The organism is Pseudomonas sp. R37(2017), assembly GCF_002113375.1.
Lineage (GTDB): Bacteria > Pseudomonadota > Gammaproteobacteria > Pseudomonadales > Pseudomonadaceae > Aquipseudomonas.
In genome coordinates this window covers 476587-503524 of the sequence record NZ_NEHO01000002.1, presented here as the reverse complement: position 1 = coordinate 503524, position 26938 = coordinate 476587, and the positions used below count along the sequence as shown (strand labels likewise).

The window sequence follows — 26938 nt, the reverse complement described above, 5'->3', positions numbered from 1 at the left end:
GCGAGCATTTTCCCTCACCCGGACGCCTCGGGGCAATGACAGATAGTCATCTGGAGACGTTTTTCCAATTGATAACGGCGGTTTCGCCTGGTGAAACCTTTCCGCCATCCGTTTGTTGACTGAAGCTAACGCCGAGAAGTGCCATCTATCGAGCAATATCAAAACTTTTTGATATTGCTCTTGCGATGCCTTCGACCCGTGACTAGACTGCCGGCCTTATGAATTTACGCGTGCCTTCCATTCAACATGACGATTGCGATGAGCTGGCGGCCTTGTGCAAGGCTGGCGGCGACCCCTTGCGGTTGAATGTTTTGCGCGCACTGGCCAACGATTCCTTCGGCGTGCTGGAACTGGCGCAGATCTTCGGCATCGGCCAGTCAGGCATGAGCCATCACCTCAAGGTGCTGGCCCAGGCCGGCCTGGTGGCAACGCGTCGCGAAGGCAACGCGATCTTCTATCGCCGTGCCCTGCCCCACACCGAACTGTTGGGCGGCAAACTGCACGCGGCCCTGCTCGAAGAAGTGGACAACCTGACGCTGCCGGCTGACGTACAGTCGCGCATCGCCCAGGTCCACGGGCAACGCGCGGCGGCCAGCCAGGACTTTTTCTCACGGGTGGCGGAGAAGTTTCGCGCCCAGCAAGACTTGATCGCCGGCCTGCCGCAGTACCGCGAAAGCGTGGTGGCCCTGCTCGACAAGTTGAGTTTCGACAAAGACGCCACGGCCATTGAAGTCGGCCCCGGCGATGGCGCATTCCTGCCGGAGCTGGCGCGCCGCTTCTTGCAAGTCACGGCACTGGATAACAGTTGCGCGATGCTCGAACTGGCGCGCCAGGTCTGCGAACGCGACCAGCTGACTAACGTTAGCCTGCAACTGGCCGATGCATTGAACGGCGTCAGCCTCAAGGCCGATTGCGTGGTGCTGAACATGGTACTGCACCATTTTGCTGCGCCGGCCGATGCGCTCAAGCACATGGCCAACTTGCTGCAACCAGGCGGTAGCCTGTTGGTGACAGAGTTATGCAGCCACAACCAGAGTTGGGCCAAGGAGGCCTGCGGTGATCTCTGGCTGGGGTTTGAACAGGACGATCTGGCCCGTTGGGCCACCGCTGCGGGACTCGTTCCCGGGGAAAGCCTCTATGTAGGCTTACGTAATGGTTTCCAGATCCAGGTCCGCCATTTTCAGCGGCCGGCTGGCGACACTCACCATCGGTAATTTCAGGAAAAAATCGAGATGAGCGAATACTCCCTTTTCACCTCCGAGTCCGTGTCTGAAGGGCATCCGGACAAAATCGCCGACCAGATTTCTGATGCGGTGCTGGACGCCATCATTGCTGAAGACAAGTTCGCCCGTGTGGCGTGCGAGACTCTGGTGAAAACGGGCGTGGCCATCATCGCCGGCGAAGTCACCACTTCGGCCTGGGTAGACCTGGAGCAGATCGTTCGTGACGTGATCACCAACATCGGCTACACCAGCTCCGACGTCGGTTTCGACGGCGCCACCTGCGGCGTGATGAACATCATCGGCAAGCAGTCCCCTGACATCAACCAGGGTGTCGACCGTGCCAAGCCTGAAGATCAGGGCGCCGGCGACCAGGGCCTGATGTTCGGCTACGCCAGCAATGAAACCGACGTGCTGATGCCTGCACCTATCACCTTCTCGCACCAGCTTGTACAAAGGCAAGCCGAAGCCCGCAAATCCGGCCTGCTGCCTTGGCTGCGTCCGGACGCCAAGTCGCAAGTGACCTGCCGCTACGAAAACGGCAAGGTTGTCGGGATCGACGCGGTTGTCCTGTCGACCCAGCACAACCCGGAAGTGTCGTACAACGACCTGCGCGAAGGCGTGATGGAGTTGATCGTCAAGCACGTGCTGCCTGCCGAACTGCTGAGCAAAGACACCCAGTTCCACATCAACCCGACCGGCCAGTTCATCATTGGCGGCCCGGTGGGTGACTGCGGCCTGACCGGTCGCAAGATCATCGTCGACAGCTACGGCGGCATGGCTCGTCACGGCGGTGGCGCGTTCTCCGGCAAGGATCCATCGAAGGTTGACCGTTCGGCGGCCTACGCCGGTCGTTACGTGGCCAAGAACATCGTTGCCGCCGGCCTGGCCGAACGCTGCGAGATTCAGGTGTCCTACGCCATCGGCGTTGCCCAGCCAACCTCGATCTCGTTGAACACCTTCGGCACTGGCAAGATCAGCGATGACAAGATCATCAAGCTGGTCCGCGAAGTGTTCGACCTGCGCCCATACGCGATCACCACCATGCTCGACCTGTTGCACCCGATGTATCAGGAAACCGCTGCGTACGGCCACTTCGGTCGCACCCCGGCAACCAAGACCGTTGGCGACGACACCTTCACCACCTTCACCTGGGAAAAAACCGACCGCGCCGACGCCCTGCGCTCTGCTGCCGGCCTGTAAGACATCCCTGCAACACCCGAAGCCCCGCATGGCTCGCGCCTTGCGGGGCTTTTTGTTGTCTTGCGCTTGAGACCGCGTGGCCGCCTTCGCGAGCAGGCTCGCTCCCACAGTTGATCTTTGATGTGACAAATACCCATGGGCAAACACAAATCCCTGTGGGAGCGAGCCTGCTCGCGAAGAGGCTCGCCCAGTCACCAGAAACACTCGGTAAAGCGCCCGCCCGCCATGCCAACCGATACTGACCTAGCCTTCAAGCACCTCACCGAGCAAGGACGCTCAAGATGCTTGCCAACCTGCGCCTGTTTTTCGCCTTTCTACTGACGTTTGCCTGCCTGACCGCCAATGCCGCCAAGTGCCCCGACTGGCCCCCGGAACGCGCCCTGAATGAAGTCGGCAAACTACAACGGCAAATCGACCTCTGGGACGACAGCTACCATCGCCAGGGACACTCGCTGGTCGCCGATGAACTCTATGACCAGTCCCGTGCGCGACTCACCCAATGGCGTCACTGCTTCAACCTGAGCCCGCCCGCAGACCCCTTGCGCACTGCACGCGGAACGCTACCCCACCCCATCCCCCACACTGGCCTGGACAAACTGCACGATCGCCCCGCCGTGGAAAAATGGCTGCGTGATCGGGTGGAAGTCTGGGCCCAACCTAAGATCGATGGCGTGGCAGTGACCCTGGTTTACCGCAACGGCCTGTTGGCCCAGGCAATCAGCCGAGGCGACGGCAAGAGCGGTCAGGACTGGACGATTCCTGCGCGACAGATTCCGGCCATCCCGCAACGACTCTCGCAGGCCCGGGACTTGATCGTGCAAGGCGAACTGTATTGGCGCCTGCCAGGACATATGCAGGCCCGGGCTGGCAGCCTCAATGCTCGCGCTTCGGTGGCAGGCCTGATGGCGCGCAAGGTCTTGAGCGCCGAACAGGCCGCCGGTATCGACCTGTTTGTCTGGGACTGGCCCCAAGGGCCGGCGAGCGTGCCCGAGCGTGCCGCGGCACTGACTACCCTGGGCTTCCCGAGCACCACGACCTACAGTCAGCCAATCGCCTCAGTTACCGATGCCGAGCGCTGGCGCGACCACTGGTATCGCTCCCCCCTGCCCTTTGCCAGCGACGGCATCGTCCTGCGCCAGAACCAGCGCCCGGTCGCTGAGCGCTGGCAGGCCAGGTCTCCCTACTGGGCGATCGCCTGGAAGTACCCCTTCGCCCAGACACTGGCCGAAGTCCGCAAGGTTCACTTCAAAATCGGCCGGACCGGGCGGATCACTCCGGTACTTGAACTGATCCCGGTGCAACTCGATGACCGACAGGTAAAACGCGTCAGCGTCAGCTCGTTGCAACGCTGGCAGGCACTGGACATTCGTCCGGGCGATCATGTCGCCATCAGCCTGGCCGGGCTGACCATTCCCAGGCTCGATAGCGTTGTACTGCGCAGCAGCGAGCGCGTCGAATTGACCCCGCCGCAGGCAGCGGACTTTCATTCATTGAGTTGCTGGCAACCGACTCCGGGCTGTGAGAGCCAGTTTCTCGCGCGCCTGGCCTGGCTCGGCAGCAAACAGGGCCTGGCACTGCCCAGCGTAGGCCCGGGCACTTGGGAAAAACTTCTTGCAACAGGTCGCCTGAACGGCTTGCTCGATTGGTTGACACTCGATACCCAAGAGCTTGCTACCATTGACGGTTTCGGTGAGCGTAGCGCGGCTCGTCTTGCGGACAGCTTCAACCAGGCCCGGCAACGTCCGTTCGTACTCTGGCTGAAAGCCTTGGGAATGCCGCCGACAGGTCAGGCGCAGCTCGGCGATTCATGGCAGGCGCTGGCGCAGCGAGACATCGAACAATGGCAGATCGAGGCCGGTATCGGGCCAGGGCGCGCGGGGCAACTGATCGCCTTTTTCCGCGATCCGCAAGTCATGGCCTTGAGTGAAACGTTACGTGATGCGGGGATTGACGGCTTTTAGCGATCGGCCTTGCACCCAACGGGAACCCCAGGAGGACCGCCGGGCTCCAACAAGCCGTTGCCACACCGTCCGCTTGCCTTCTTACATGGAGCTTTTATGAAATTTCTTTCACCGCTCGCCCTGTTGACCCTTTGCAGCGTGCTGGCCACCCCGTTGATGGCGGACGAGGAAGCTCCGGGGCTGACCGGTTGCGCCGCCAAGAAGCAAGGCATCGTCAACCAGATCGAACTGGCCAAGGTCCACGGCAACGCCGACCAGCAGGCCGGCCTGGAAAAAGCCCTGGGCGAAGTCGAAGCGAACTGCACCGATGCCTCGCTGAAGAAGGAACGGGAAAACAAGGTGCTCGATGCCAGGCACGAAGTCAGCAAGCGTCAGGCCGACCTCGACAAGGCCATGAGCAAAGGCGACTCCGAGAAGATCAACAAGCGCAAAGACAAACTCGCCGATGCCCGCAAGGAATTGCAGGACGCGCTGGATGAGCTGGACAAATAGAAAAGGTAATGGACAAAGATCCCTGGCGTTGCCGAAGCAGTCTTCGCGAGCAGGCTCGCTCCCACAGGGTCATGTGCCCACCTGTGGGAGCGAGCCTGCTCGCGAAGGCGCCATTCCGGGCACCGCTGGGTCAATGATCCCGAAACGCCTTATGACATGCACTGCAAGCATCTTCGACCTTCTGCACCGCCGGCCCCAGGTTGCTGGCCTTGTAGGGTTGAACCTGGCTGGCGATCACCAATTCACCGGTGGCGGATTCAAGATCACGGGCCATGGCCTGGAAACGTGCCTGCTGCTCCCACACATCGCTCTTGGCGCTGGTGTGATCTTCCTCGCGGACCTGCGGAAAATGTTGCCACGGCTCACGGGACAGCGCATCGAGCTTCAGCGAGCCCTCGGCGAACTTCGGGCCATCGAACGGAATGCGCCCACGCAGCATGCCGCCCAGGTCTTCACCGGTCTTGAGCATCTGCTTGAAAATGGCCTTGCGCTGGCCGAGCGGCGAGTTGGGGTCGACTCCGCCACAAGCGGACAACGTCAGGCAGGCCAGCAATACAACAGAAAGTCTTTTAAGAGTCATGGTGGCTTCAGGTCACGGGAAACGGCGGCCAGTATCCTCGCGTCATCGACAAAGACCAATAGCCCTATTATCAATATGGGTTGCATGAGCGCATGGAGCACTCAGGCAACCGACAAAGGAATCACTCCATGAACAGCCGTTTCAAGGCATGGCGTCACAGCCTGGCCTGGACCCTGCCGATGGTTGCCCTGCTCGCGGGCTGCACCGGTGGCGACAATCAACAACCGAAAACCCATGCCCTGGCTACCTACTCCAGCGCCACATGGGAAGCGCTGCCAGCAGTGTCCGACACTGATCTGGTCGCCGGTTTCGGTTCGTGGCGCAGCGCCTGCACCCGACTCAAGGCCGACCCGGTCTGGGGCGGCACCTGTGCAGCGGCGACCAACGTGCCGCAGACTGCCAGCGACATTCGTGGCTTCCTCAAGCAGAACCTCGATGTCTATGGCCTGCGCGCCGCCAACGACAACCCCAATGGCTTGATCACCGGCTACTACGAGCCGGTCTATCCCGGGAGCCTGACCCAGACCAGCGCTGCCAATGTCCCGGTCTATGGCGTTCCCGAGGACATGATCATCGTCGCCCTCGACAGCATCTACCCGGAACTCAAGGGCAAACGCCTGCGCGGTCGACTTGAAGGTCGCGTGCTCAAGCCGTACGACGATGCGGCAACCATCGAAAGCAAAGGGGTCAAGGCACCGGTCGTGGCCTGGCTCACCGATCCAATGAACCTGCAGTTCCTGCAAATCCAGGGTTCGGGTCGCATCCAACTCGACAATGGCCGCCAGCTGCGCATTGCTTACGCCGACCAGAACGGCCATCCGTATCGGCCGATCGGTCGCTGGCTGGTGGAACAGGGCGAGCTGAAAAAAGAAGACGTGACCATGGGCGCCATCAGTACCTGGGCCAAGGCCAATCCGTCGCGGATTCCCGAACTGCTCGGCAGCAACCCCAGCTATGTGTTCTTCACCCGCAACCCGGACAGCAACGAAGGCCCGCGCGGCTCGCTGAACGTACCGTTGACCGCTGGTTACAGTGCGGCGGTGGATCGCAAGGTGATCCCGCTGGGCAGCCTGTTGTGGCTGTCCACGACCAGGCCGGACGGTACCGCGCTGGTTCGACCGGTGGCGGCTCAAGACACCGGCGGTGCAATTGCCGGCGAGGTGCGGGCAGACCTGTTCTGGGGTACCGGAGATGCGGCCGGGCAACTGGCCGGGGACATGAAACAGCAGGGCCAGATCTGGATGCTCTGGCCCAAAGGTGCGACGTTGCCGCAAGTACCGCAGGTGGCGGATGCCGAGAAGACCAAGCCTTGAAACCAATGTTGACCGTTGGATAGCTATCGCGAGCAAGTCGAATCGTTGCTCCCACAGGGATTGTGCAAAACCTGTGGGAGCGACGATTCGACCTGCTCCGGGCGGCGTTCCGACGAAGAGGCCAGCGAAAACCCCGGTGATCTGTCAGGCCGACACCACAAAGAAACTCACAATCAGCCCCATCCCCACGAACCACATCAACGAGCGAAGCACCGCCAGGTCCGTCAGATAGAAAATGATGTAAAGCAAACGGCTGGTAATGAACAACACCGACAACACATTGATGGTCACCAATTCGGCGTTGCCCGCCAGGTGCGCTACGATCACCGCGGCCGCAAAGGCCGGCGTCACCTCAAAACTGTTCAGCTGCGCCGCGTTCGCGCGCTTGCCCAAACCTTCCAGGGAATCGAGAAACCCTCGCGGATCATGATTGTCTTTCAGTCGGTACCCGCCACTGATCTTCGCAACGCCCGTGCACAGGTACGGCAGGAAGATCGCAATCAAAATGCACCACAGAGCAACCGTCATTACGCAGTCCCTTTTTCAAGTTAAAGAAAATCGAATCCATCAACGGCGATCAAAGCTTCATCACCAAAATGCCAATCAGCACCAGCCCACAGGCCAGGAGGCGCGGCCCGCCAAAAGGTTCTTTGAGGTAACGCATGCCAAACAGTACCACCAGAATTACGCTGATCTCGCGCAACGCTGCCGCTTCTGCAATCGAGCCCAATTGCATCGCCCACAGCACCAGAGCGTAGCTGAACAACACACAAAACCCGACCGCCAGGCCCAACCGCCACTGCTCGCGCCAGAACAGCATGAACGCGGGTCGCTTGCGTACCCATGCCAACAACGGAAACGGCCAGGCACTGAGCAGGGTGACCCAGACCAGGTAATCCAGAGGATGGGACCAGCGCCGCAATGCCTGCCCGTCGATGTAGGTGTAGCAACCGATGCACAGGCCGATCAATGCCACCACCGGCAGCATCGACCATGGCAAACGCGCACCGCCGCCGCCCTGCCAGAGCAGGCACAGCATGCCGAACGGAATCAGCAGGATGCCGAAAATCTGTTGATGGGTCAGCACTTCCCCGGCAAAGATCAGTGTCAGCGCCAGCACCACCAAGGGTGACAGCCCGCGCATCAAGGGATAGACCAACCCGAGGTCGCCGACCCGATAGGCCTGGATCAGTAAATAGCGATAGAGCAACTCGAACGCCGCCGATGCGAGGATCCACGGCCAGATTTCCAGTGGCGGCACACTCAAGAATGGCAACATCAGCGCGACAAACAGCAACGCCACACTGTCCATGCAGGCCACCACCAACAGACGCTCCGCACTGAACTTGATCAGGGTATTCCACGCCGCGTGCAACAGCGCCGCCACCAACACCAACGCCGTCGCAAGCACGGCACACTCCTTTGGTTGTCTACACGATTCCCGTAGGAGCGAGCATGCTCGCGATGGTGGCCCAGACAACACGGGCATTCAGGCACCCCGCGTTATCGTTAACGACCATCGCGAGCATGCTCGCTCCTACAGGTCTTGCTTCATTCGACGCCGGCGTCATCCTTGAACTGATCCTTGACGTACTTGATCTCGGTCCGGCCATGAGGCGCCGGCAAGCCGTCTTCGCCGAGGTTGACGAACACCATTTTTTCAACGGTGAGGATGCTCTTGCGGGTGATTTTGTTGCGCACTTCGCACGTCAGTGTGATCGAGGTGCGGCCAAACTCGGTAGCCGTGATACCCAGTTCGATGATGTCGCCCTGGCGCGAGGCGCTGACGAAATTGATTTCGGAAATGTACTTGGTGACCACGCGCTGATTGCCCAACTGGACGATGGCGTAGATCGCCGCCTCTTCGTCGATCCAGCGCAGCAGGCTGCCACCGAACAACGTGCCGTTAGGGTTGAGGTCTTCGGGTTTTACCCATTTGCGGGTGTGGAAATTCATAGGGGGCTCCGGTGAATTTAGGCGCTGTTGGAGTGAGGTTTGCCCCCAGCTTCAAGGTTCGAGCTGCAAGCTGCAAGTAAAAAGCCGATCTGCGCTTGCTTGCCGCTTGTAGCTTGTCACTTGCCACTAGCCGGATAAAGAAAGCTATAATCGCCCCCGATTTAGAACGGCTCCTACCGTTTTCCCGCCACCTGTCCGAGGGGCGCTGCAGCAGGCTGGACCTGTCAGGCTCGGATGGGGCGTTGCCTGGCCTTGAGCCAGACACTAAACGCACAACGGCGCCCATTCGCATACATTACGAATGGAGGCTCTTCATGAGCGCTGTTATCACGCCTGCAGATTTTAACGATTACAAAGTCGCCGACATGTCCCTGGCTGCCTGGGGCCGTCGCGAAACCATCATCGCCGAATCCGAAATGCCAGCCCTGATGGGCCTGCGTCGCAAGTACTCCGAAGAGCAACCGCTCAAGGGCGCGAAGATCCTCGGCTGCATCCACATGACCATTCAGACTGCCGTGCTGATCGAAACCCTGGTTGCCCTGGGTGCCGAAGTGCGCTGGTCGTCCTGCAACATTTTCTCGACTCAGGACCAGGCCGCCGCTTCCATCGCCGCCGCCGGCATCCCGGTTTTCGCCTGGAAAGGCGAGACCGAACAAGAGTACGAGTGGTGCCTGGAGCAAACCATCCTCAAGGATGGCGCGCCTTGGGACGCCAACATGATCCTCGACGACGGCGGCGACCTGACCGAGCTGCTGCACAAGAAGTACCCACAGGTTCTGGATCGCGTCCACGGCGTGACCGAAGAAACCACCACCGGCGTGCACCGCCTGCTGGACATGCTGGCCAAGGGCGAGCTGAAAATCCCGGCCATCAACGTCAATGACTCGGTGACCAAGAGCAAGAACGACAACAAGTACGGCTGCCGTCACAGCCTGAACGATGCGATCAAGCGCGGCACCGACCACCTGCTGTCCGGCAAGCAAGCGCTGGTGATCGGCTACGGTGACGTGGGCAAGGGTTCCGCTCAGTCCCTGCGTCAGGAAGGCATGATCGTCAAGGTCTCCGAAGTCGACCCGATCTGCGCCATGCAAGCCTGCATGGACGGTTTCGAAGTGGTTTCGCCGTTCATCGGCGGTATCAACAACGGTACTGAAGCAAGCATCGACAAAGCACTGCTGGGCAAGATCGACCTGATCGTGACCACCACCGGCAACGTCAATGTTTGCGATGCGAACATGCTCAAAGCCCTGAAGAAGCGTGCTGTTGTCTGCAACATCGGCCACTTCGACAACGAAATCGACACCGCTTACATGCGCAAGAACTGGGCGTGGGAAGAAGTGAAGCCACAGGTTCACAAGATCCACCGTACCGGCGCTGGCGATTTCGACCCTCAGAACGACGACTACCTGATCCTGCTGGCCGAAGGCCGCCTGGTTAACCTGGGCAACGCAACCGGCCACCCGAGCCGCATCATGGACGGTTCGTTCGCCAACCAGGTTCTGGCGCAAATCTTCCTGTTCGGCCAGAAGTACGCCGACCTGTCGCCAGCCCAGAAAGCCGAGCGCCTGACCGTTGAAGTACTGCCGAAGAAACTCGACGAAGAAGTGGCCCTGGAAATGGTCCGTGGTTTCGGCGGCGTTGTGACTCAACTGACCAAGACCCAGGCCGACTACATCGGCGTGACCGTCGAAGGTCCGTTCAAGCCGCACGCTTACCGCTACTGATCGGCCAGCTGCTCTCCCTGTAGGAGCGAGCAAGCTCGCGATGGAAGAACAGGCGACACGGGCAATCAGACAGCCCGCGTCATCGTTGACCTCCATCGCGAGCATGCTCGCTCCTACAGGGGAGCGACATCCGCCTTACGCGCTTCCAAGGGTATTCCCATGTCCCAAGATCGTCGCTACAGCTTCGAGTTCTTCCCTACGAAGACCGATGCTGGGCATGAAAAGCTGCTCGCCACTGCTCGCCAGCTGGCCACCTACAACCCCGACTTCTTCTCCTGCACCTACGGCGCCGGCGGTTCGACCCGTGACCGCACGCTCAACACCGTGTTGCAGCTCGAAAGCGAAGTCAAAATCCCTGCTGCTCCGCACCTGTCCTGCGTGGGTGACAGCAAGGACGACTTGCGCGGCCTGCTGGCCCAGTACAAGGCCGCCGGCATCAAGCGCATTGTCGCCTTGCGCGGTGACCTGCCTTCGGGCATGGGCATGGCCAGTGGCGAATTGCGCCACGCCAATGACCTGGTGGAATTCATTCGTGAAGAAACCGGCGATCATTTCCACATCGAAGTCGCCGCTTACCCGGAAATGCATCCGCAAGCGCGCAACTTCGAATACGATGTCGCCAACTTCGTGCGCAAGGCCAATGCCGGCGCCGACAGTGCGATCACCCAGTATTTCTTCAACGCCGACTGCTATTTCTACTTCGTGGAACGCGTACGGGCGCTGGGCGTGAACATCCCGATCGTGCCGGGCATCATGCCGATCACCAACTACAGCAAACTGGCGCGCTTCTCCGATGCCTGCGGCGCGGAAATCCCACGCTGGATCCGCAAGCAACTGGAAGCCTACGGCGACGACACCCAGAGCATTCAGCGCTTTGGCGAACAGGTCATCACCGAAATGTGCGAACAACTGCTGCAGGGCGGTGCTCCAGGGCTGCACTTCTACACACTGAACCAGGCTGAAGCGAGCCTGGCGGTGTGGAATAACCTGAAGTTGCCGCGCTGAAGCAGCTACAAGCTTCAAGCTTCAAGCTTCAAGCTTCAAGCTGAAAGCTGCCAGGCCAAAAAAAGATCGCATCCTTCGACAGCTCCTGCGGGAGCTTTCCCGGGCTGCGATCTTTTTGCTTTCAATGCACTGTTAATGTGCGGCAATCCACGGACTTAGAGCATCTGCGGTCAGTTTCTGGCTCTTTCCGGTTTCTCGTCGTAATCTCAGCCCATGCCTTTGATCACGCAGTTAATCGCCTTGCTTGTCTTCGCTTGCCTGAGCTTCGCCGCCCGGGGCGAGAAGTTGCGCATTGTCACAGAACCGTGGGCGCCTTATGTGTACGAAGACAACGGCAAATCACTGGGCCTGGACTACGAAACCACCGCCATTGTCTTCAAGCGCCTGGGCATTGACGTGGAGTGGCAGTTCCTGCCTTGGAAACGCTGCCTGTCGATGCTCGAGTCGGGCCAGGCCGACGGTGCACTGGACATTTTTCACAGCGACGAGCGTGATGCGACCCTGCTCTACCCCAGCGAACCCCTGTCTGAAGTCCAGTTCGTGATGTTCTACGCCAATGAACGGCCCCATCCGTTTCGCACCCTCGAAGACTTGCGCGGCCTGACCATCGGCACCTCGCCGGGTTACCTGTACAGCAAGGACTTCAGTGATTCGACGCTGTTCGCCCGGGAGCCAGCCCCCACCCATGAAGCGAACTTCGGCAAACTGGTCCGCGGGCGCATTGACCTGCTGATCACCGACCGCCGGGTCGGCCAGCATTTGCTCGATGAACTGGGCATCCGCGACAAGATCACTGAAAACCCCACGGTCATCAGCCAGCAAAGCCAGTTTCTCGCGGTGCGGCGCAATGCAGGCATGGATCTGCTGGTGCAGCGTTTCGGCGCCGAACTCAAACGTTTCAAGCGCGAACCTGCCTATGCTGAACTGAGTGCTCGCTATGGCGCGGAACCGAGCGTCAGCATGAAGGCTGAAAAGACCACGGCCGCCACGGAAAAAACCGTTGAGCAGCAGGAAAGCGGCGCGCAGTGATTGCTCTGTTATACTCCGGCCTTCCCGCCAGGCTCACGCCCGAACGCTCGGAATCGCTAAAGGCATCTCAACCCCGTTACTGCGCAGCTTTCAGCCCGCGCGAACGCTTGCAGACGAGCCTTCGAGACCCAGCAGGACCGGACGGGATAGCGTCCTCTTGAACGCCATTCGCGCCAGGCAAGACTCCCAATGGGCCAAGCCCTAACTAAAACAGGATTTCTCATGTCCTTTGCTTCCCTCGGTCTCTCCGAGGCTTTGGTCCGCGCCATCGAGGCGGCGGGCTATACCGAGCCTACTCCGGTGCAACAGCGGGCCATTCCCGCCGTGTTGCAAGGTCGCGACCTGATGGTTGCGGCGCAGACAGGTACTGGTAAAACCGGCGGTTTCGCCCTTCCGATCCTGGAGCGGTTGTTCCCCAATGGTCACCCGGACAAGTCCCAGCGTCACGGCCCGCGCCAGCCGCGCGTACTGGTCCTGACCCCGACTCGCGAACTCGCCGCGCAAGTGCATGACAGCTTCAAGGTCTATGCCCGCGACCTGAAGTTCGTCAGCGCCTGCATCTTTGGCGGTGTCGGCATGAACCCGCAGGTCCAGGCCATGGCCCGAGGCGTAGACGTGCTGGTGGCCTGCCCCGGTCGCCTGCTCGACCTGGCCGGCCAAGGCAGCGTCGATCTGTCCCACGTGGAAATCCTCGTACTGGACGAAGCCGACCGCATGCTCGACATGGGCTTCGTCCATGACGTGAAGAAAGTGCTGGCGCGACTGCCGGCCAAACGCCAGAACCTGTTGTTCTCGGCGACCTTCTCCAAGGACATCACCGACCTCGCCGGCAAGCTGCTGCACAACCCGGAACGCATCGAAGTCACGCCGCCGAACACCACGGTCGAGCGCATCGAACAGCGCGTATTCCGTCTGCCCGCCAGCCACAAGCGTGCCTTGCTGGCCCACCTGATCACGGCCGGCGCCTGGGAACAAGTGCTGGTGTTCACCCGCACCAAGCATGGCGCCAACCGCCTGGCCGAGTACCTGGACAAACACGGCCTGAGCGCCGTCGCGATCCACGGCAACAAGAGCCAGAACGCCCGCACCAAAGCCCTGGCCGACTTCAAGGCCGGTACCGTGCGCATCCTCGTGGCCACCGATATCGCCGCCCGCGGCCTGGACATCGACCAGTTGCCCCACGTGGTCAACTTCGAACTGCCGAACGTCGATGAAGACTACGTGCACCGTATCGGCCGTACTGGCCGTGCCGGTCGTACGGGCGAGGCGATCTCGCTGGTGGCCCCGGATGAAGAAAAGCTGCTGAAAAGCATCGAACGCATGACCAAGCAGAAAATCGCCGACGGCGACCTGATGGGCTTCGATGCCAGCGCCGTGGAAGCCGAGAAACCTGAAGCGCGCGAACGTCCGGACATGCGCAACCCGCGCAATGCCCGTGGCCCGCGCGGCGAGGGTGCGAACGGCAGCGGTGGCGGCCGCAAGGACAAAGGCAAAGACAAGGGCAAGGAAAAACCGGCAGGTGAACGCGGCGAACGTCCTGCCCGCCAGCAGAAACCACGCGAAGGTACTCCGGCTCGCGAACAGCGTCCGTCGCAGCCTCCTCGTGCCGCCGCTGACCGCGCCCCGGACGAGTTCCTGGACGACGATATCGATAACTTCGGTAACCGCGTCGACTACGTGCCGCTGCAGAAACCGGCGCAAGGCCGTGGTCGCCGTCCAGGTGCCCCGGCTCAAGGCAACGTTGCCGGTTCCGGCGCGCCACGCTCCGGCAAGCCACAAGGTCGCCAGAACGGTCCGCGCAACAGCGATGGCACCAACACTGGCAATCCGGGCAAGCGCAATGGCTCTCGCAGCGGTGCACCACGTGACGGCCAGGGCCGTCGCGACGACTCGCGCAATCGCCGCCCGGCCCGTGATGACCAGTCGCGCTCCGAGCCGGCCGTGCAGAACCCGCGCAGCCCGGCACCGAAGATCATGCACAAGGAGTCGAAGGCTGATCGCTTCCCGACACCTGAGCAACTGGATCAATTGCCAAGCCGTCCTCGCGGCGAAAAACCAGCGCTTCTGACTCGCAATCGCTGAGTTATCGCCGAAATGAAAAATGCCCCGGCTCGAAAGAGCCGGGGCATTTTTCATGCACCACCATGTCCCTGTAGGAGCGGGTGCCCGCTTGCGGCATGCTCGCTCCTACAGGGTTCAGGCGCAAAAATTACTTCGCTTTGACACCTTCAAACGAAACGTACATGTCGACCGCGTCGGACTGTGGGCCCAGGTCCATCATCTTGCCGAAATCAGAGCGCTTGAGGCTGAAAGTACCCTCGAAGCCGGCACGGTAGCCGCCCCATGGATCCTTGCCTTCACCCAGGAAAGTGGCCTTGACCACGATTGGCTTGGTTACGCCCAGAATGGTCAGGTCACCGGCTACGTCAGCGGTGTCCTTGCCAGCAGCGTTCTTGCCGGTTGGCTTGACGCTGGTGGACACGAAGGTCGCCTTGGTGCCGTTCAGGAAGTCTTTGCTGGAGATGTGCTTGTCACGTTCAGCGTTGTTGGTGAAGACGCTGGCAGTGTTCACGTTGAACTCGATCTTGCTGTCTTCAGGCTTGGCAGCGTCGAAGCTGAACTTGCCGTCGATGTCCTTGAAAGTACCGGTGATGAAGCTGTAGCCCAGGTGGCTGATCTTGAAGTCGACGAAGGCGTGCTGGCCTTGTTTGTCGACGGTGTAGTCAGCCGCCATCACATTGGCAGACAGGACAGCAGAACCGATTGCCAGAGCGGCGAGAGTCTTTTTCAACATGCTTTGTTTTCCTTGGGAGTCGAGGTTGAATTTCAGGCTTTGCGACCCAGCATTCGCTTGAGGGTCGCATCACGGTCGATAAAGTGGTGCTTCAATGCTGCCAACGCATGGAGGCCGGAAAAAATGACCAGCGCCCACGCCAGGTAGAGGTGAATGACACCGGCGTTATCTGCCTGGTCCGGTAGTCCGGAAATCAGGGCAGGCACTTCAAACCAGTCAAACACCGGAATCCCGGCACCTTCTGCGGTGGAAATCAGGTAACCGGCAATCATCACGGCGAACAGGCAGAGATACAGGAAGGCATGGCCGAACATGGCGCCCAGACGCGTCATGCGGCTGTAGCTGGCCAGCGTTGGCGGCGGCGGGCTGATGAAGCGCCACAACACGCGCAAGACCATGACCCCCAACAGGATCAAACCGATGCTTTTGTGCAGATCCGGCCCGGACTTGCGCCATGGATCGTAATAACCGAGGTCGACCATCCACAGCCCCAGGGCGAACAGACCGAACACGGCCAGTGCCACGCCCCAGTGCATGAAGATGCTGACCCAGCCGTAGCGGGAGGTAGAGTTACGTAGCTGCATTGCCTGGTTCCCTGTAAGTGCTGGCCCAAGACTATCGAGTTATCTATCGAATTAAAGCGGAAAATTTTGCTTTGAAATATCGAAAAATACGATAAAGAGTCTGAAGCCGCCGGGTTAAGGAAAGATTAAAAACGAAATTGTGAGAAAAAGTGAATACAAACCTGCGAACACCTGTATCAAAAGGTTTATTCGATGGCTACCACCGATTTTTCTCCAGGCAAAGCGCGGCTTTGGGACCGCGCTTTACGTCTGAACGTCACTTAGCCTTGGTCTCAGTGCTAGCCACCATCGGGGTCGCTGGTAGCTCAGTCGAATCAGTTTTTCGCCTGAGCGGCGACCGGGTGCCATCATGGTTCGGGCTAATACGCATTTTTAGCTATGCAATACATATGTATCGCCATTTCCATATCTGGACTTGATTCAATGGGATCTCAACAACTCATTAGACAAGGAATAAAAATGGCTATTAAATACACACCCTTTCAAGCAAGTGGCTCGCCAGTGCTGCCACCCAATCAAACGATGTCGCCGGGACAGTATTTGATGTCGCAGAACGGTCGTTTTCGATTGGTATTGCAAGTTGATGGAAATCTGGTCATTACGGATAACGGCGCTATAGTCTGGAATGCGGATGGGAGCCAGCCTTATAGCCGAACCACGTATCCGAAAAAAATGCGCGAGCCGCTGAAATTTGTGATCAGCAATAACGGTTTTCTATACGATCCATTCAGAGGGCGGATATGGGTTGCTGAAAGTACTCATACCACTGATAAATCGCTTTGGTACAACACTAGTTTGATTATTCAAGATGATGGAAATCTGGTCATCTTCGATATGCGGACAGGAGACTCACGCTGGGCGCGCTTCGGATTTGCTCCCGGTCGTTTTCCCAAAAGAAAGCCGCTCAATGTAATAGTCCAAGGTATTCCAATTTTTATATGGGAATGGTAAGCGACACCTATATTAAGCCTCGGGTACCAAGCAGCTCCTGATTATTGGAAACAACTAATTAACCGAGCATTCAGGTTTATCAGGATCCATTCGGCATTTGTGAGCCAGTTCAGCGTCGATTTTGGGAAGCATAGGTATCTTTAGAGGATCTCTATGTTCACCAATAACACAGCCAGAAAGTGTTATAAAAATAATAACCACCGATAAAGATTTCATATGCTCCTCCAAATTTTTCAAGAGCATAAATTCCTGACTCCTGCACAATCGATCACTCGCTTCTGATTGTTTTGTGGGAAGTATCTGACACATCAATTAAACGTGTAGGACCGAAATTTTATTGGCAAAAAAAAGCGCGACCTTCGGGCCGCGCTTTTTTTACGTCTGAGCGTTACTGAGCCTTGGTCTCAGCAGTCGCCACCGGTTTGGCTGCCGGCTTCTTCGCCGACTCGGCTTTCTTCACGGGTGCCTTGGCCGGGGCTTTTTTCGCCTCTGTCTTGGCTGCCGGTTTGGCTGGAGCTTTCTTGGCTGGCTCGGCTTTTACCGGGGTTGCCGGCTTCGGTGCTTCGACCGGAGCCGGTGCAACGACCGGGGCTGGGGCCGGTGCTGGCGCGGGAGCAGGCGCTACCGGTTCAGGTGCCTTGACCGGCTCTGGCTTCTTCTCGTCATCCGAGCCGCCAAACAGGTTGCTGAAGAAATTGCCTTTCTTCGCCACCACCGCACCAGCGCCCGCCGCTGCAGCGGCCGGAACCAACTTCGCCGGATCGAAGGACTTGCCCGCCGCCAGGTCTTCAACCTGGCTGGCGGCACGCTGACCGCTGCGCAGCGCGCCTTCCAGGGTGCCTGGGTAGAGGGTGTCGGTGTGTTCGCCAGCGAAGGCTACGCGCTGAATCGGGCGCTCCCACAGGCGCCAGAACTTGCTGATCTGGCCCGGCCCAAAGGCCAGGTAAGCGCCGCCCATCGACGGGTCGACGCTGTAGCGACGGATTTCATAACCGGTGAACGAGCCACGGGCCTGTGGGTAGAACGTGTGCAGGCGGATCAGCACCTGATCGACCATCTGCTTGTCGCCGAACGCCTGCATCACCCGCGCATTGTCGCCGGACAGGTTGATCACCACGTTGGCGCCGCCCTTCAGGGCAGGCTCGATCCACAACATGCCCAGGCCGGTGTTGCTGTAGATTTCGCCGGACATGCGCGCCTTGCTTTCCCACACCGGCGTCTTGAACTTGAGCATGATCTGGTCGCGCCAACCGTAATTGGTGCCCTTGATCGCCGCCAGGTGCTGGGCGTCCAGCGCCGGGGTCATCTGGATCTTGTTCAACGCGCGCAGTGGCACGGCCAGCACGGCGTAGTCAGCCTTGTAACTGACGTTGTCGACCTTGACGGTCACACCATCCGTGTCCTGAATGATCGCCGAGACCGGGGAGTTGGTCTTGATGGTTTTCAGCTGTTTGACCAGGGCCTGGGCCAGCACCGGGCTGCCACCGACCAGACGCGAAGCGCGCAGGTCACGATCGGAGACGCCACGGTAGACGCGGCTTTGCTGCGCGAAGTACAGCAGCGACAAGCGCGATGGTTCGTCGTAGCGGGTACGGATCTGCTGGTTGATCAACTGGCGCGCGGTGGCCGGCAGGTTCTGCTTGTCGAGCCAGCTCGACACGTTGATCTGATCCAGCGCGTGCAGCGTGTTGTTGGCAGCCGGGTTCTGTGGGTCGTCGATCGAGCGCGCCAGGTCGTCCACGGCCTTGTCGAAGCGCTTGAGCGCCTCGGCGGTGGCCGGCTGTTTGCTCGCCAGGTCGGTGGCGGAGAAATACTCGCCATCGATCAGGTAGCCTGGGGTCCGCACGAATTCAGGGGCTGGCGTGGTGCTCAGCTTGAAGTTCGATACGTACTTGTTCAGCACCGGTTGGACCTTGTCATTGCCGATCCACTCGCTGCTCGCCATGCCGGAACGGCCGCCCAGGCTCGACTTGGCTTCCAGCAGCGTGACCTGCCAGCCTTTGTTCTGCAGCTCGTACGCGGCAGTCAGGCCCGACAGGCCGCCGCCGATCACGATCGCGGTTTTATCCTTGGCCAGCGCAGACACGCTGAACAGCCCCAACATCACCAGCGCACAGGCGCGCAGCCAACCGACAGACATTCAGCGAACTCCGGAATTAAACGAGGAAAGCAGCAGTATTTGCGAGCCAGACGGCTCAAGAACCGCGAAGGATACGTCAGCCTTCAAGCACCTGCCAGCAACGTCTATCAGTGCGTACAAAGTAGCTCATTCGACACAATGGGTTGTCCCCGTGGCACGCATTGCATAGGCTTGCGCGATTGTTTGTCCGCGCTGGTCACGGACCGCCTCCAGGAGAGTGAAAATGGGCCTGAATAATCAGTGGATGCAACGCGATCTCGCCGTGTTGTGGCATCCCTGCACCCAGATGAAAGATCACGAGCAACTGCCGCTGATCCCGATCAAGCGCGGGGAAGGCGTGTGGCTGGAAGACTTCGAAGGCAAACGCTACCTCGATGCGGTCAGCTCCTGGTGGGTGAACGTGTTCGGGCACGCCAACCCGCGGATCAACCAGCGCATCAAGGACCAGGTCGACCAGCTCGAACATGTGATCCTTGCCGGTTTCAGTCATCAACCGGTGATCGAATTGTCCGAGCGCCTGGTGAAGTTGACCCCGGAAGGTCTGACACGGTGCTTCTACGCCGATAACGGTTCGTCCTGCATCGAAGTCGCGCTGAAAATGAGCTTTCACTACTGGCTCAACCGCGGTCAGCCGAACAAGAAGCGCTTCGTCACCCTGACCAACAGCTACCACGGCGAAACCATGGCGGCGATGTCGGTGGGCGACGTACCGCTGTTCACCGAGACCTACAAGGCGCTGCTGATGGACACCCTCAAGGTGCCGAGCCCGGATTGCTACCTGCGCCCCGAAGGCATGAGCTGGGAGGAGCACTCGCGCAACATGTTCGCGGCCATGGAACAGACGCTGGCCGAGCACCACGACACAGTCGCGGCGGTGATCGTCGAGCCGCTGATCCAGGGCGCCGGTGGCATGCGCATGTATCACCCGGTGTACCTCAAGCTGCTGCGCGAAGCCTGCGACCGCTACGGCGTGCACCTGATCCACGACGAAATCGCCGTCGGCTTCGGCCGCACCGGGACGATGTTCGCCTGCGAACAGGCCGGCATCCGCCCGGACTTCCTGTGCCTGTCCAAAGCATTGACCGGCGGCTATCTGCCGCTGGCAGCGTGCATGACCACCGACGAAATCTACAACGCCTTCTACGACGACTACCCGACCCTGCGCGCCTTCCTGCACTCCCACAGCTACACCGGCAACCCGCTGGCGTGCGCGGCGGCCCTGGCGACCCTGGACATCTTCGAAGAAGACAAGGTCATCGAGAACAACAAGGTCCTGGCGCAGCGCATGGCTTCGTCCACTGCGCATCTGGTCGATCACCCGAATGTCTCGGAAGTGCGCCAGACCGGCATGGTGCTGGCCATCGAGATGGTCAAGGACAAGGCCAGCAAGGAAGCGTACCCGTGGCAGGAACGTCGCGGCCTGAAGGTGTTCCAGCACGCCCTGGAGCGTGGTGCCTTACTGCGGCCACTGGGTAGCGTGGTGTATTTCCTGCCGCCGTATGTGATCACCCCGGAGCAGATCGACTTCCTCGCCGAAGTGGCCAGCGAAGGGATCGACATTGCGACCCGTGACAGCGTCAGCGTGACGGTGCCGAAGGATTTCCATCCGGGGTTCCGTGATCCGGGTTGATTGATTTCACCTAAGCTTCAGCGCTGACCGGACTACCGTCATCGTCGGATCGCCGCCCGGGGCAAGCCCGCTCCCACAGGATTGCGCTGTACCTGTGGGAGCGGGCTTGCCCGCGATGGGGCCGCCAGATATTCACACATTCTACTGAGACCCAGCATGAGACTGTCCCGCTTCTTCATCGACGCCCCCCTGAGCACTGGCGAGCATGAGCTACCCGAAGCCCAGGCCCATTACATCAGCCGTGTGCTGCGCATGGCCGAGGGTGATGCGTTGCAACTGTTCGACGGCTCGGGCCAGGAGTTTCGCGCCAGACTGGTCGAAGTCGGCAAAAAAAACGTGGTCGTGCAGATCGATGAAAGCTTCGCCGGGCAGATCGAGTCGCCGCTGCAAATTCATCTCGGCCAGGGCCTGTCCCGGGGTGAGCGCATGGACTGGGCGATTCAGAAAGCCACGGAACTGGGTGCCACCGAAATCACCCCGATCTTCACCGAGCGCTGTGAAGTCCGGCTCAAAGACGAACGCGCCGACAAACGCCTGCTGCACTGGCGCCAGGTAGCGATCAGCGCTTGCGAACAGTGCGGCCGCTCGCGAGTACCGGTGATTCATCCGCCACTGTTGCTGGCCGACTGGTTGAAGCAAACAGAAGCCGAGTTGAAGCTCGTGCTGCACCCGGTAGCCGAACCGTTGGTGAGCCATGCCAAGCCCGCAAGCCTGGCATTCCTGATCGGTCCGGAGGGTGGTTTGTCCGATGCCGAAGTCGATCAGGCCAAGGCCAGCGACTTCCACGCCGCCCGCCTCGGCCCACGGGTGCTGCGCACCGAAACCGCGCCTGTCGTTGCCCTGGCTGTGGCCCAGCAGTTGTGGGGCGACTTCTAAGACCCCATCGCGAGCAGGCTCGCTCCCACAGTAGATCTCCAGTGATCACAAAATCTGTGAGCACCACAGATCCAATGTGGGAGCGAGCCTGCTCGCGAATGGCCTCGACACGGTCTGGATGACTACTGCACCGGATCACTCACCGGCTTGGCAATGATCGCCTTGAGTTCGCTGGTCATCGGGAACTCAAGGTTCAAACCCTTCGGCGGGATCGGCTGCTCGAACCAGCGCGTGTAAATGCCATTGATCTCGCCCGAGCTGTACAGATCCGCCAACGCGCCGTTGACCAGCGCCAGGAACTGCGGATCGTCCTTGCGCACCATGCAGCTGTAGATCTCCCGCGATTGCTCCTCCCCGACCACCACCCACTTGTGCGGATCGCGGGCCTTGGCGCGCTCGCCATAGAGCAGCGCGTCATCCATGTAGAACGCCGCCGCGCGGCCCGACTGCAGCATCTGGAACGCTTCGCCGTGGTCCTTGGCACTGATCACGAACATGTCGATCTTGTGATCGACGTTGTAGCTTTTCAGGAAGCGCTCGTTGGTGGTGCCGGCAGTCGTCACCACGTTCTTGCCGCGCAGGTCGGCGAAGCTCTTGATCCCGCTGTCCTTCGCGGTCAGCAACTGGCCTTTGACGTAGATGAAGCCATAGGAGAACGCCACCTGCTTCTGCCGTTCGGCGGTCACGCCGGTGGAGCCACATTCCAGGTCCACGGTGCCGTTCTGCACCAGTGGAATTCGGGTCTGCGAGGTCACCAGGTTGTACTTCACCTGCAAGTCTGGCAGCGCCAGTTGCTGCCGGATGCGCTCGACAATCTTGCCCGCCAGATCCACCGAATAGCCCATCGGCTGACCGGTGTGATCCCCCACGTAAGAGAACGGCACCGACGCATCGCGATAACCCAGGGTGATGCTGTTGGTGCTGGCGATCTTGCTCAGGGTGCCGGTCAGCGGCGCTTCATTGGCCTGAACCTGACTGCCGAGCAACAGGCCTAGCGTACAAGCGAGCAACGTGATTTTTTGCATTGTTATTCTCCGTTGTGGGTGTTGGTTCATCAGACGCGCGCAGCGATGACGGCGATTTCCACCAGTACCTGCGGGCGGGCCAGTTGGGCCTGCACGGTGGTTCGAGTCGGCGCTTGATTCGGGGACAGCCAGGCGGACCAGACCTCGTTCATCGCGGCAAAATCCGTGGTGATGTCCTTGAGATAAATGGTCGCGCTCAGCAGATGGTCCTTGTCGCTGCCGGCCTCGGCCAGCAAGGCGTCGATTTTCGCCAGCACTTCACGAGTCTGACCACTGACGTCGATGGCCTCGCCCGGCACTTGGCCGGAGAGAAACACCAGATCGCCGAACGTCACGATGCCGGACAGACGCGGGTTGCTGTGGAGACGTTGAATGGTCATGCAGTGTCCTCTTCAGAAACGGAAATTCAGGCAGCCCGGTGATTGAAACCGCGCAGGTCGATGGAAGGCCGGCGCTCGCCGATCAGCTCACTGAGCAAGCGCCCGCTGCCGCAAGCCAGGGTAAAGCCCAGAGCACCATGGCCGAGATTCAGCCACAGGTTGCGATACACCGTAGCGCCCAATAACGGCACGCCACTCGGTGTGGCCGGGCGCATGCCGGCCCACTCGACGGCTTCGTCATAGGCACCGGCATTTGGAAAGGTGTCACGGGCCTGACGCTTGATCAGGGCCAGTCGCTGGGGGTCGATCGCGGGGTCAAAGCCGACAATGTCGACCATCGCCGCAATGCGCAATTGCTCGCCGATGCGGGCATAAACGATCTTGCGGTCGTAGTCGGTGATGCTCACGTCAGGCGCCCGGTGTTCGGAGCGGATCGGTACGGTCAGGCTGTAGCCCTTGAGCGGGTACAACGGCCATTGCAGACCGGGCAGCGCCAGCGCCGGGCTGCGATGGCCGGCGGCGATCACCAGTTGCTCCACCGTCAGCACCTCATCGCCCAGCTCGATGGCGTTGACCGCGCCATTGGCATGACGAATCCCGGTCACTGCTTGCCCCAATCGAAACTCGCAACGATCGGATGCTTTCAATCGCGCGGCCAGTTGCTGGCAAAAACCGTGGCAGTCGCCGACTTCTTCGTCCGGGGTATGAATCGCCCCGACAAAAGGGGCATCCGCCAATGCCGGTTCCAGCTGTGCGCACTCGGCAGGCGACAACACTTGCTGTTGCTGCGGGTCGGCCAGACCTTTGCGGGCATGGTCAAAGCTGCCAGCGTTGCGGAAGGTCACCAGCTTGCCGTTGCGCCGCCAGTGGAATCCGGCGATTCCATCTTCTTCTCGCCAAGTCTTCAGGGTGCTCTGACTCAACAGCGCCAGGCGCAACAGGTGCGCGGCATTTTCCCGGTTGACCGAGCGGCGGCAGGCGTTGAGGAACGATGCCATCCAGCGCCACTGCGCCGGATCCAAACGCGGTCGCAGTTTCAATGGGGAATCACCACGCAGCATCCAGCCGATGGCTTGCATCGGCACGCCGGCATCGGCCAGCGGCGCCACGTAGCGATAGGACAACTGGCCGCCGTTGGCGAAGCTGGTTTCAACACCCAGCGAATCCCGGGCTTCGACCACCGTCACCTCGAAGCCGTCGCGCACCAGCGCATAGGCCGTTGCCAGGCCAATCACACCGCCGCCGATGATGCACACGCGCTGAGTCATGTTCGTCCTTAAAACCGTTGTGTAGACAAGGCCGAGGTTAGAGCCAGGTGACAGGCACTGAACAATGCATAAAGATGCCTAACCCATAGACAAAGGTTATGGACTTGCCATGCGACTGCGACACATCGAGATTTTCCAGGCGATCCGCCAGACGGGTTCGATCAGCGCGGCCGCGCAATTGCTGCACGTGTCGCAACCGGCAGTGAGCAAAGTTCTGCAACACGCCGAGCAGCAACTGGGGTTCCCGTTGTTCCTGCGGGTTCGCGGTAAATTGCAGGCTACGCCCGAAGCACTGGAGCTTGAGCGCGAAGTCGACAAGGTCACCGAAAGCCTGCAAGGCGTCAGGCGCCTGGCCCAAAGTCTACGCCGCGAGCCCGGGCATAGCGTGCGGATCGGTGCGATCCCTGCACTGGCCCTGTCGCTGCTGCCGCCGGCCATCAGCGAATGGACGCAACGTTACCCGGACATCGCCTGCGAACTGTCCAGCGCCCACAGCCGTGAGCTGATGCAGAACCTGTTGATGCGTGAAGTGGATGTCGCACTGACGCTGCAACTTCCGGATCATCCCGGACTGAAAGCACGACCTCTGGCGCGCGGGATACTGGTCGCGCTGGCACCGGCCGGGTATTGGGCCGCCGAAACACTGGGCCAACCGTTGCCGTTGATCGAGCTGGCCGGTGCGCCGCTGATCGGACTGTCCAGCGCCGACCCACTGGCAGCCAGGCTCGACAGCTACCTTGAGGCCGTCGAGCCGCCACCCCGCGTGCGCATTGCCGTGCAGACTTATTCGTTGGCGCGGGCGATGGTCGAGTCCGGCGCGGGACTGGCGGTGATCGATCCGTTTACCGCACTCGGCGCCTCCCCTGCCGCCACCGCGACCCGACCTCTGGCGCCGACACTTCCGATCACCCTGTATGCCGTCACCCGCGCCGACGAACCGCCGCCCCACACGTTGAACGACCTGTTGCAGGTGTTCAGTCGGCGGGCCCAGGAACAACTCGATCGCCTGATCCCTGAACCAGTCTGATGTGGGATAGCGGCGAGTCGGGTCTACAAGACATAAAACAGAATCGCCACAAAGTGCAGCAGGCTTCCGGCGATCACGAACAAATGCCAGATGCCGTGCGCATGGCGCAGACGATTGTCCAAGGCAAAAAAGATGATGCCCGCGGTGTACAGGATCCCTCCCGACGCCAGCCACGCCAACCCGGCGGCGCCCAGTGCCGCGAGCAGCGGCTTGATCGCCACCAGCACGATCCAGCCCATCACCGCGTAAATCACGATCGACAGAATCCGCGCTTCCGAACGCGGCTTGATCTCTTGCAGGATGCCGATCAGCGCCAGCCCCCAGACAATCCCGAACAACGTCCAGCCCCACGGTCCGCGCAGGGTCACCAGGCAGAACGGCGTGTAGCTGCCGGCGATCAACAGATAGATCGAAAAGTGATCGACCTTCTGCATGATCGCTTTCTTGCGCCCACGCACGCTGTGGTACACGGTCGATACGCTGTAAAGCACCAGCAAGGTAAAGGCGTAGATCGCCATGCTGACGATCTTCCACGGGCTGCCGTCGAGACAGGCCAGCACAATCAACCACATCCCGCCGACAAACGCCGCCACGGCCCCGACCAGATGCGTCCAGGCGTTCAGTCTTTCCCCGTGATACATGCGTTGCTCACCTCGAATTTCACTGCCACAGAGCGCAAGGCTCGGACCTTGAGCGTAAAAGCGCAATGTTTCTGTACGACGAGCCCGGCGTAATTGGGCACAATCGGATCATTCAAAAAAGAGTCCGCCCCATGCTGATCGATGAAGAGTTGACCCTGAAAAAACTCGAGGTGTTCCTGGCTTTCATGCGCACCGGCAACCTGGCACGGGCCGCTGCCGAGTTGCAAACCAGCAACGTCAGCGTGCATCGGGCGATCCATTCCCTGGAAAGCGCCCTGCGCTGCCCGCTGTTCAAGCACGAAGGCCGCAGCCTGACGCCGCTGGAAAGCGCGTACGTGCTGGAAGAGCGGGCGCAGAAGCTGATTCAGGATGTCGTCGAAAGCGTGCGCCTGACCCGCGAAGCCGCCGGGTTTTCCGCCGAGCGCTTCAAACTGGGCTCGCTGTATTCGCTGACGGTGAAGACCGTGCCGCAGCTGATCATGGGTCTGAAGATCCGCCGCAGCGAACTCAACATCGACCTGATTCTGGGCTCCAATATCGACCTGCTCTACAAGCTCAAGAACATGGAAGTCGATGCGATCCTGGTGTCGCTGGATGACAGCGTCAATGACCCGGATTGCGAACAGATCCCGCTGTTTTCCGACGATATCTTCCTCGCCACCCCCGCCGACTCCAGGTTTGCCCAGCGAACCGAAGTCGACCTGGCCGAAGTCCGCGACGAAACCTTCATCACCCTGACCCAGGGCTTCGCCACCCATCAGGATGGCAAGCGGGTATTCGAGCAGGCAGGGTTCGAGCCGAAGGTGGCGATGCAGGTCAACGACATTTTCACCCTGCTGAGCATGGTCAGTTCGGGCGTGGGCTATGCGTTGCTGCCAGGACGGATTGCGGCGGTGTACGAGAACCGGGTGAAGCTGATCCCGTTGCAGGAAAAGTACCGCTTGCAGCAGCACATTGGCGTGGTGTTCCTGAAGGCCAAGGAGCGTGATCCGAATCTGCTGGCGTTGCTGGCGGAGTGTCGGATGTATGCCAATCGGCAAGTCTGAAACCGTGGCGCGCCCTTCGCGAGCAGGCTCGCTCCCACAGGGGAATGCATTCCATTGTGGGAGCGAGCCTGCTCGCGAAGGCGTCGGAACATT

25 protein-coding genes and 1 riboswitch are annotated in these 26938 nt (G+C 60.2%); of the genes, 14 read left to right on the top strand and 11 right to left on the bottom strand.

Annotated elements, in window-relative coordinates; genetic code table 11:
* Positions 1 to 218 precede the first annotated feature (218 nt).
* The 4 genes from CAG47_RS05515 to CAG47_RS05500 all read left to right on the top strand — a co-directional run bounded on the left by CAG47_RS05515 (position 219) and on the right by CAG47_RS05500 (position 4876).
* Complete coding sequence (locus CAG47_RS05515; protein WP_085723915.1) at positions 219 to 1214, top strand: metalloregulator ArsR/SmtB family transcription factor; 996 nt, start codon at positions 219 to 221, stop codon at positions 1212 to 1214.
* Positions 1215 to 1232: 18 nt separating this feature from the next.
* The gene (gene metK / locus CAG47_RS05510) at positions 1233 to 2423 is read left to right on the top strand and encodes a methionine adenosyltransferase (RefSeq protein ID WP_085723914.1); all 1191 of its coding nucleotides are present in this window, start codon (positions 1233 to 1235) and stop codon (positions 2421 to 2423) included.
* 281 nt (positions 2424 to 2704) lie between these two features.
* The gene (gene ligB, locus CAG47_RS05505; protein ID WP_085723913.1) at positions 2705 to 4384 is read left to right on the top strand and encodes an NAD-dependent DNA ligase LigB; all 1680 of its coding nucleotides are present in this window, start codon (positions 2705 to 2707) and stop codon (positions 4382 to 4384) included.
* 96 nt (positions 4385 to 4480) lie between these two features.
* The gene (locus CAG47_RS05500) at positions 4481 to 4876 is read left to right on the top strand and encodes a DUF1090 domain-containing protein (RefSeq protein WP_085723912.1); all 396 of its coding nucleotides are present in this window, start codon (positions 4481 to 4483) and stop codon (positions 4874 to 4876) included.
* 130 nt (positions 4877 to 5006) lie between these two features.
* Here the strand turns inward: CAG47_RS05500 and CAG47_RS05495 are convergent, their stop codons facing one another.
* Entirely contained in the window at positions 5007 to 5456 is a 450-nt protein-coding gene (locus tag CAG47_RS05495; RefSeq protein WP_085723911.1) for a cytochrome c, read from the bottom strand.
* Between the two features lie 128 nt (positions 5457 to 5584).
* Here CAG47_RS05495 and CAG47_RS05490 point away from each other — a divergent pair, with 128 nt between their 5' ends.
* Positions 5585 to 6769 (top strand): murein transglycosylase A, encoded by a 1185-nt coding sequence (locus CAG47_RS05490; RefSeq protein ID WP_085723910.1) that lies wholly within the window; start codon positions 5585 to 5587, stop codon positions 6767 to 6769.
* Positions 6770 to 6913: 144 nt separating this feature from the next.
* On the opposite strand, the gene CAG47_RS05485 is transcribed toward CAG47_RS05490, so the two are convergent.
* The 3 genes from CAG47_RS05485 to CAG47_RS05475 form a co-directional block, all read right to left on the bottom strand.
* Positions 6914 to 7297 (bottom strand): MAPEG family protein, encoded by a 384-nt coding sequence (locus CAG47_RS05485; protein WP_085723909.1) that lies wholly within the window; start codon positions 7295 to 7297, stop codon positions 6914 to 6916.
* Between the two features lie 49 nt (positions 7298 to 7346).
* The gene (locus CAG47_RS05480; protein ID WP_085723908.1) at positions 7347 to 8180 is read right to left on the bottom strand and encodes an EamA family transporter; all 834 of its coding nucleotides are present in this window, start codon (positions 8178 to 8180) and stop codon (positions 7347 to 7349) included.
* Positions 8181 to 8320: 140 nt separating this feature from the next.
* Positions 8321 to 8725, bottom strand: coding sequence for an acyl-CoA thioesterase (locus tag CAG47_RS05475; RefSeq protein ID WP_085723907.1), 405 nt, complete (start codon positions 8723 to 8725; stop codon positions 8321 to 8323).
* 191 nt (positions 8726 to 8916) lie between these two features.
* Positions 8917 to 9016, top strand: a riboswitch (S-adenosyl-L-homocysteine riboswitch).
* 23 nt (positions 9017 to 9039) lie between these two features.
* Here CAG47_RS05475 and ahcY point away from each other — a divergent pair.
* The 4 genes from ahcY to CAG47_RS05455 all read left to right on the top strand — a co-directional run bounded on the left by ahcY (position 9040) and on the right by CAG47_RS05455 (position 14565).
* On the top strand, positions 9040 to 10449 hold the full coding sequence (gene ahcY, locus CAG47_RS05470; protein WP_085723906.1) for an adenosylhomocysteinase: 1410 nt from the start codon (positions 9040 to 9042) through the stop codon (positions 10447 to 10449).
* A gap of 159 nt (positions 10450 to 10608) precedes the next feature.
* Positions 10609 to 11454: a methylenetetrahydrofolate reductase [NAD(P)H] gene (gene metF, locus CAG47_RS05465; protein WP_085723905.1), complete on the top strand. Its 846-nt coding sequence runs from the start codon at positions 10609 to 10611 to the stop codon at positions 11452 to 11454.
* A gap of 213 nt (positions 11455 to 11667) precedes the next feature.
* Positions 11668 to 12483, top strand: coding sequence for an ABC transporter substrate-binding protein (locus CAG47_RS05460; protein WP_085723904.1), 816 nt, complete (start codon positions 11668 to 11670; stop codon positions 12481 to 12483).
* A 222-nt stretch (positions 12484 to 12705) separates the two neighbouring features.
* Positions 12706 to 14565, top strand: coding sequence for a DEAD/DEAH box helicase (locus tag CAG47_RS05455; protein ID WP_085723903.1), 1860 nt, complete (start codon positions 12706 to 12708; stop codon positions 14563 to 14565).
* A 127-nt stretch (positions 14566 to 14692) separates the two neighbouring features.
* On the opposite strand, the gene CAG47_RS05450 is transcribed toward CAG47_RS05455, so the two are convergent.
* Both CAG47_RS05450 and CAG47_RS05445 read right to left on the bottom strand, forming a co-directional pair.
* Positions 14693 to 15277 (bottom strand): YceI family protein, encoded by a 585-nt coding sequence (locus tag CAG47_RS05450; RefSeq protein WP_085723902.1) that lies wholly within the window; start codon positions 15275 to 15277, stop codon positions 14693 to 14695.
* Between the two features lie 32 nt (positions 15278 to 15309).
* Positions 15310 to 15861 carry a cytochrome b gene (locus CAG47_RS05445; RefSeq protein WP_085723901.1) on the bottom strand — a complete coding sequence of 184 codons (552 nt, stop codon included), beginning with the start codon at positions 15859 to 15861 and terminating at the stop codon, positions 15310 to 15312.
* A gap of 459 nt (positions 15862 to 16320) precedes the next feature.
* Here CAG47_RS05445 and CAG47_RS05440 point away from each other — a divergent pair, with 459 nt between their 5' ends.
* Positions 16321 to 16812 carry a hypothetical protein gene (locus CAG47_RS05440; protein WP_085723900.1) on the top strand — a complete coding sequence of 164 codons (492 nt, stop codon included), beginning with the start codon at positions 16321 to 16323 and terminating at the stop codon, positions 16810 to 16812.
* A 388-nt stretch (positions 16813 to 17200) separates the two neighbouring features.
* Here CAG47_RS05440 and CAG47_RS05435 read toward each other — a convergent pair whose 3' ends face one another.
* Positions 17201 to 18952, bottom strand: coding sequence for a flavin monoamine oxidase family protein (locus CAG47_RS05435; RefSeq protein ID WP_085723899.1), 1752 nt, complete (start codon positions 18950 to 18952; stop codon positions 17201 to 17203).
* Between the two features lie 223 nt (positions 18953 to 19175).
* Here CAG47_RS05435 and CAG47_RS05430 point away from each other — a divergent pair, with 223 nt between their 5' ends.
* Complete coding sequence (locus tag CAG47_RS05430; RefSeq protein ID WP_085723898.1) at positions 19176 to 20582, top strand: adenosylmethionine--8-amino-7-oxononanoate transaminase; 1407 nt, start codon at positions 19176 to 19178, stop codon at positions 20580 to 20582.
* Positions 20583 to 20738: 156 nt separating this feature from the next.
* On the top strand, positions 20739 to 21458 hold the full coding sequence (locus CAG47_RS05425; protein WP_085723897.1) for a 16S rRNA (uracil(1498)-N(3))-methyltransferase: 720 nt from the start codon (positions 20739 to 20741) through the stop codon (positions 21456 to 21458).
* A 122-nt stretch (positions 21459 to 21580) separates the two neighbouring features.
* Here CAG47_RS05425 and CAG47_RS05420 read toward each other — a convergent pair whose 3' ends face one another.
* The 3 genes from CAG47_RS05420 to CAG47_RS05410 are packed head-to-tail and all read right to left on the bottom strand — an operon-like array spanning position 21581 to position 24131.
* Positions 21581 to 22483 carry a transporter substrate-binding domain-containing protein gene (locus CAG47_RS05420; RefSeq protein WP_085723896.1) on the bottom strand — a complete coding sequence of 301 codons (903 nt, stop codon included), beginning with the start codon at positions 22481 to 22483 and terminating at the stop codon, positions 21581 to 21583.
* 29 nt (positions 22484 to 22512) lie between these two features.
* Positions 22513 to 22863, bottom strand: a complete 351-nt coding sequence (locus CAG47_RS05415) for a RidA family protein (RefSeq protein WP_085723895.1) — start codon at positions 22861 to 22863, stop codon at positions 22513 to 22515.
* A gap of 26 nt (positions 22864 to 22889) precedes the next feature.
* Positions 22890 to 24131 (bottom strand): D-amino acid dehydrogenase, encoded by a 1242-nt coding sequence (locus tag CAG47_RS05410; RefSeq protein WP_085723894.1) that lies wholly within the window; start codon positions 24129 to 24131, stop codon positions 22890 to 22892.
* Positions 24132 to 24240: 109 nt separating this feature from the next.
* On the opposite strand from CAG47_RS05410, the gene CAG47_RS05405 reads away from it, so the two are divergent.
* On the top strand, positions 24241 to 25158 hold the full coding sequence (locus CAG47_RS05405; protein ID WP_085723893.1) for a LysR family transcriptional regulator: 918 nt from the start codon (positions 24241 to 24243) through the stop codon (positions 25156 to 25158).
* A gap of 23 nt (positions 25159 to 25181) precedes the next feature.
* Here CAG47_RS05405 and CAG47_RS05400 read toward each other — a convergent pair whose 3' ends face one another.
* Positions 25182 to 25799, bottom strand: a complete 618-nt coding sequence (locus tag CAG47_RS05400) for a hemolysin III family protein (protein WP_085723892.1) — start codon at positions 25797 to 25799, stop codon at positions 25182 to 25184.
* A gap of 131 nt (positions 25800 to 25930) precedes the next feature.
* Between CAG47_RS05400 and CAG47_RS05395 the strand changes: the two genes are divergently transcribed.
* Positions 25931 to 26845, top strand: coding sequence for a LysR substrate-binding domain-containing protein (locus CAG47_RS05395; protein WP_085723891.1), 915 nt, complete (start codon positions 25931 to 25933; stop codon positions 26843 to 26845).
* The last annotated feature ends 93 nt before the right edge of the window (positions 26846 to 26938 follow it).

Coding starts and splice junctions, on each gene's coding strand:
- CAG47_RS05515 (WP_085723915.1), top strand. CDS start 219: ATGAATTTACGCGTGCCTTCCATTCAACATGACGATTGCGATGAGCTG.
- metF (WP_085723905.1), top strand. CDS start 10,609: ATGTCCCAAGATCGTCGCTACAGCTTCGAGTTCTTCCCTACGAAGACC.
- CAG47_RS05500 (WP_085723912.1), top strand. CDS start 4,481: ATGAAATTTCTTTCACCGCTCGCCCTGTTGACCCTTTGCAGCGTGCTG.
- CAG47_RS05475 (WP_085723907.1), bottom strand. CDS start 8,725: ATGAATTTCCACACCCGCAAATGGGTAAAACCCGAAGACCTCAACCCT.
- CAG47_RS05420 (WP_085723896.1), bottom strand. CDS start 22,483: ATGCAAAAAATCACGTTGCTCGCTTGTACGCTAGGCCTGTTGCTCGGC.
- CAG47_RS05430 (WP_085723898.1), top strand. CDS start 19,176: ATGGGCCTGAATAATCAGTGGATGCAACGCGATCTCGCCGTGTTGTGG.
- CAG47_RS05415 (WP_085723895.1), bottom strand. CDS start 22,863: ATGACCATTCAACGTCTCCACAGCAACCCGCGTCTGTCCGGCATCGTG.
- CAG47_RS05395 (WP_085723891.1), top strand. CDS start 25,931: ATGCTGATCGATGAAGAGTTGACCCTGAAAAAACTCGAGGTGTTCCTG.
- metK (WP_085723914.1), top strand. CDS start 1,233: ATGAGCGAATACTCCCTTTTCACCTCCGAGTCCGTGTCTGAAGGGCAT.
- CAG47_RS05445 (WP_085723901.1), bottom strand. CDS start 15,861: ATGCAGCTACGTAACTCTACCTCCCGCTACGGCTGGGTCAGCATCTTC.
- CAG47_RS05405 (WP_085723893.1), top strand. CDS start 24,241: ATGCGACTGCGACACATCGAGATTTTCCAGGCGATCCGCCAGACGGGT.
- CAG47_RS05495 (WP_085723911.1), bottom strand. CDS start 5,456: ATGACTCTTAAAAGACTTTCTGTTGTATTGCTGGCCTGCCTGACGTTG.
- ligB (WP_085723913.1), top strand. CDS start 2,705: ATGCTTGCCAACCTGCGCCTGTTTTTCGCCTTTCTACTGACGTTTGCC.
- CAG47_RS05460 (WP_085723904.1), top strand. CDS start 11,668: ATGCCTTTGATCACGCAGTTAATCGCCTTGCTTGTCTTCGCTTGCCTG.
- CAG47_RS05425 (WP_085723897.1), top strand. CDS start 20,739: ATGAGACTGTCCCGCTTCTTCATCGACGCCCCCCTGAGCACTGGCGAG.
- CAG47_RS05485 (WP_085723909.1), bottom strand. CDS start 7,297: ATGACGGTTGCTCTGTGGTGCATTTTGATTGCGATCTTCCTGCCGTAC.
- CAG47_RS05450 (WP_085723902.1), bottom strand. CDS start 15,277: ATGTTGAAAAAGACTCTCGCCGCTCTGGCAATCGGTTCTGCTGTCCTG.
- CAG47_RS05490 (WP_085723910.1), top strand. CDS start 5,585: ATGAACAGCCGTTTCAAGGCATGGCGTCACAGCCTGGCCTGGACCCTG.
- CAG47_RS05440 (WP_085723900.1), top strand. CDS start 16,321: ATGGCTATTAAATACACACCCTTTCAAGCAAGTGGCTCGCCAGTGCTG.
- CAG47_RS05410 (WP_085723894.1), bottom strand. CDS start 24,131: ATGACTCAGCGCGTGTGCATCATCGGCGGCGGTGTGATTGGCCTGGCA.
- CAG47_RS05400 (WP_085723892.1), bottom strand. CDS start 25,799: ATGTATCACGGGGAAAGACTGAACGCCTGGACGCATCTGGTCGGGGCC.
- CAG47_RS05435 (WP_085723899.1), bottom strand. CDS start 18,952: ATGTCTGTCGGTTGGCTGCGCGCCTGTGCGCTGGTGATGTTGGGGCTG.
- ahcY (WP_085723906.1), top strand. CDS start 9,040: ATGAGCGCTGTTATCACGCCTGCAGATTTTAACGATTACAAAGTCGCC.
- CAG47_RS05455 (WP_085723903.1), top strand. CDS start 12,706: ATGTCCTTTGCTTCCCTCGGTCTCTCCGAGGCTTTGGTCCGCGCCATC.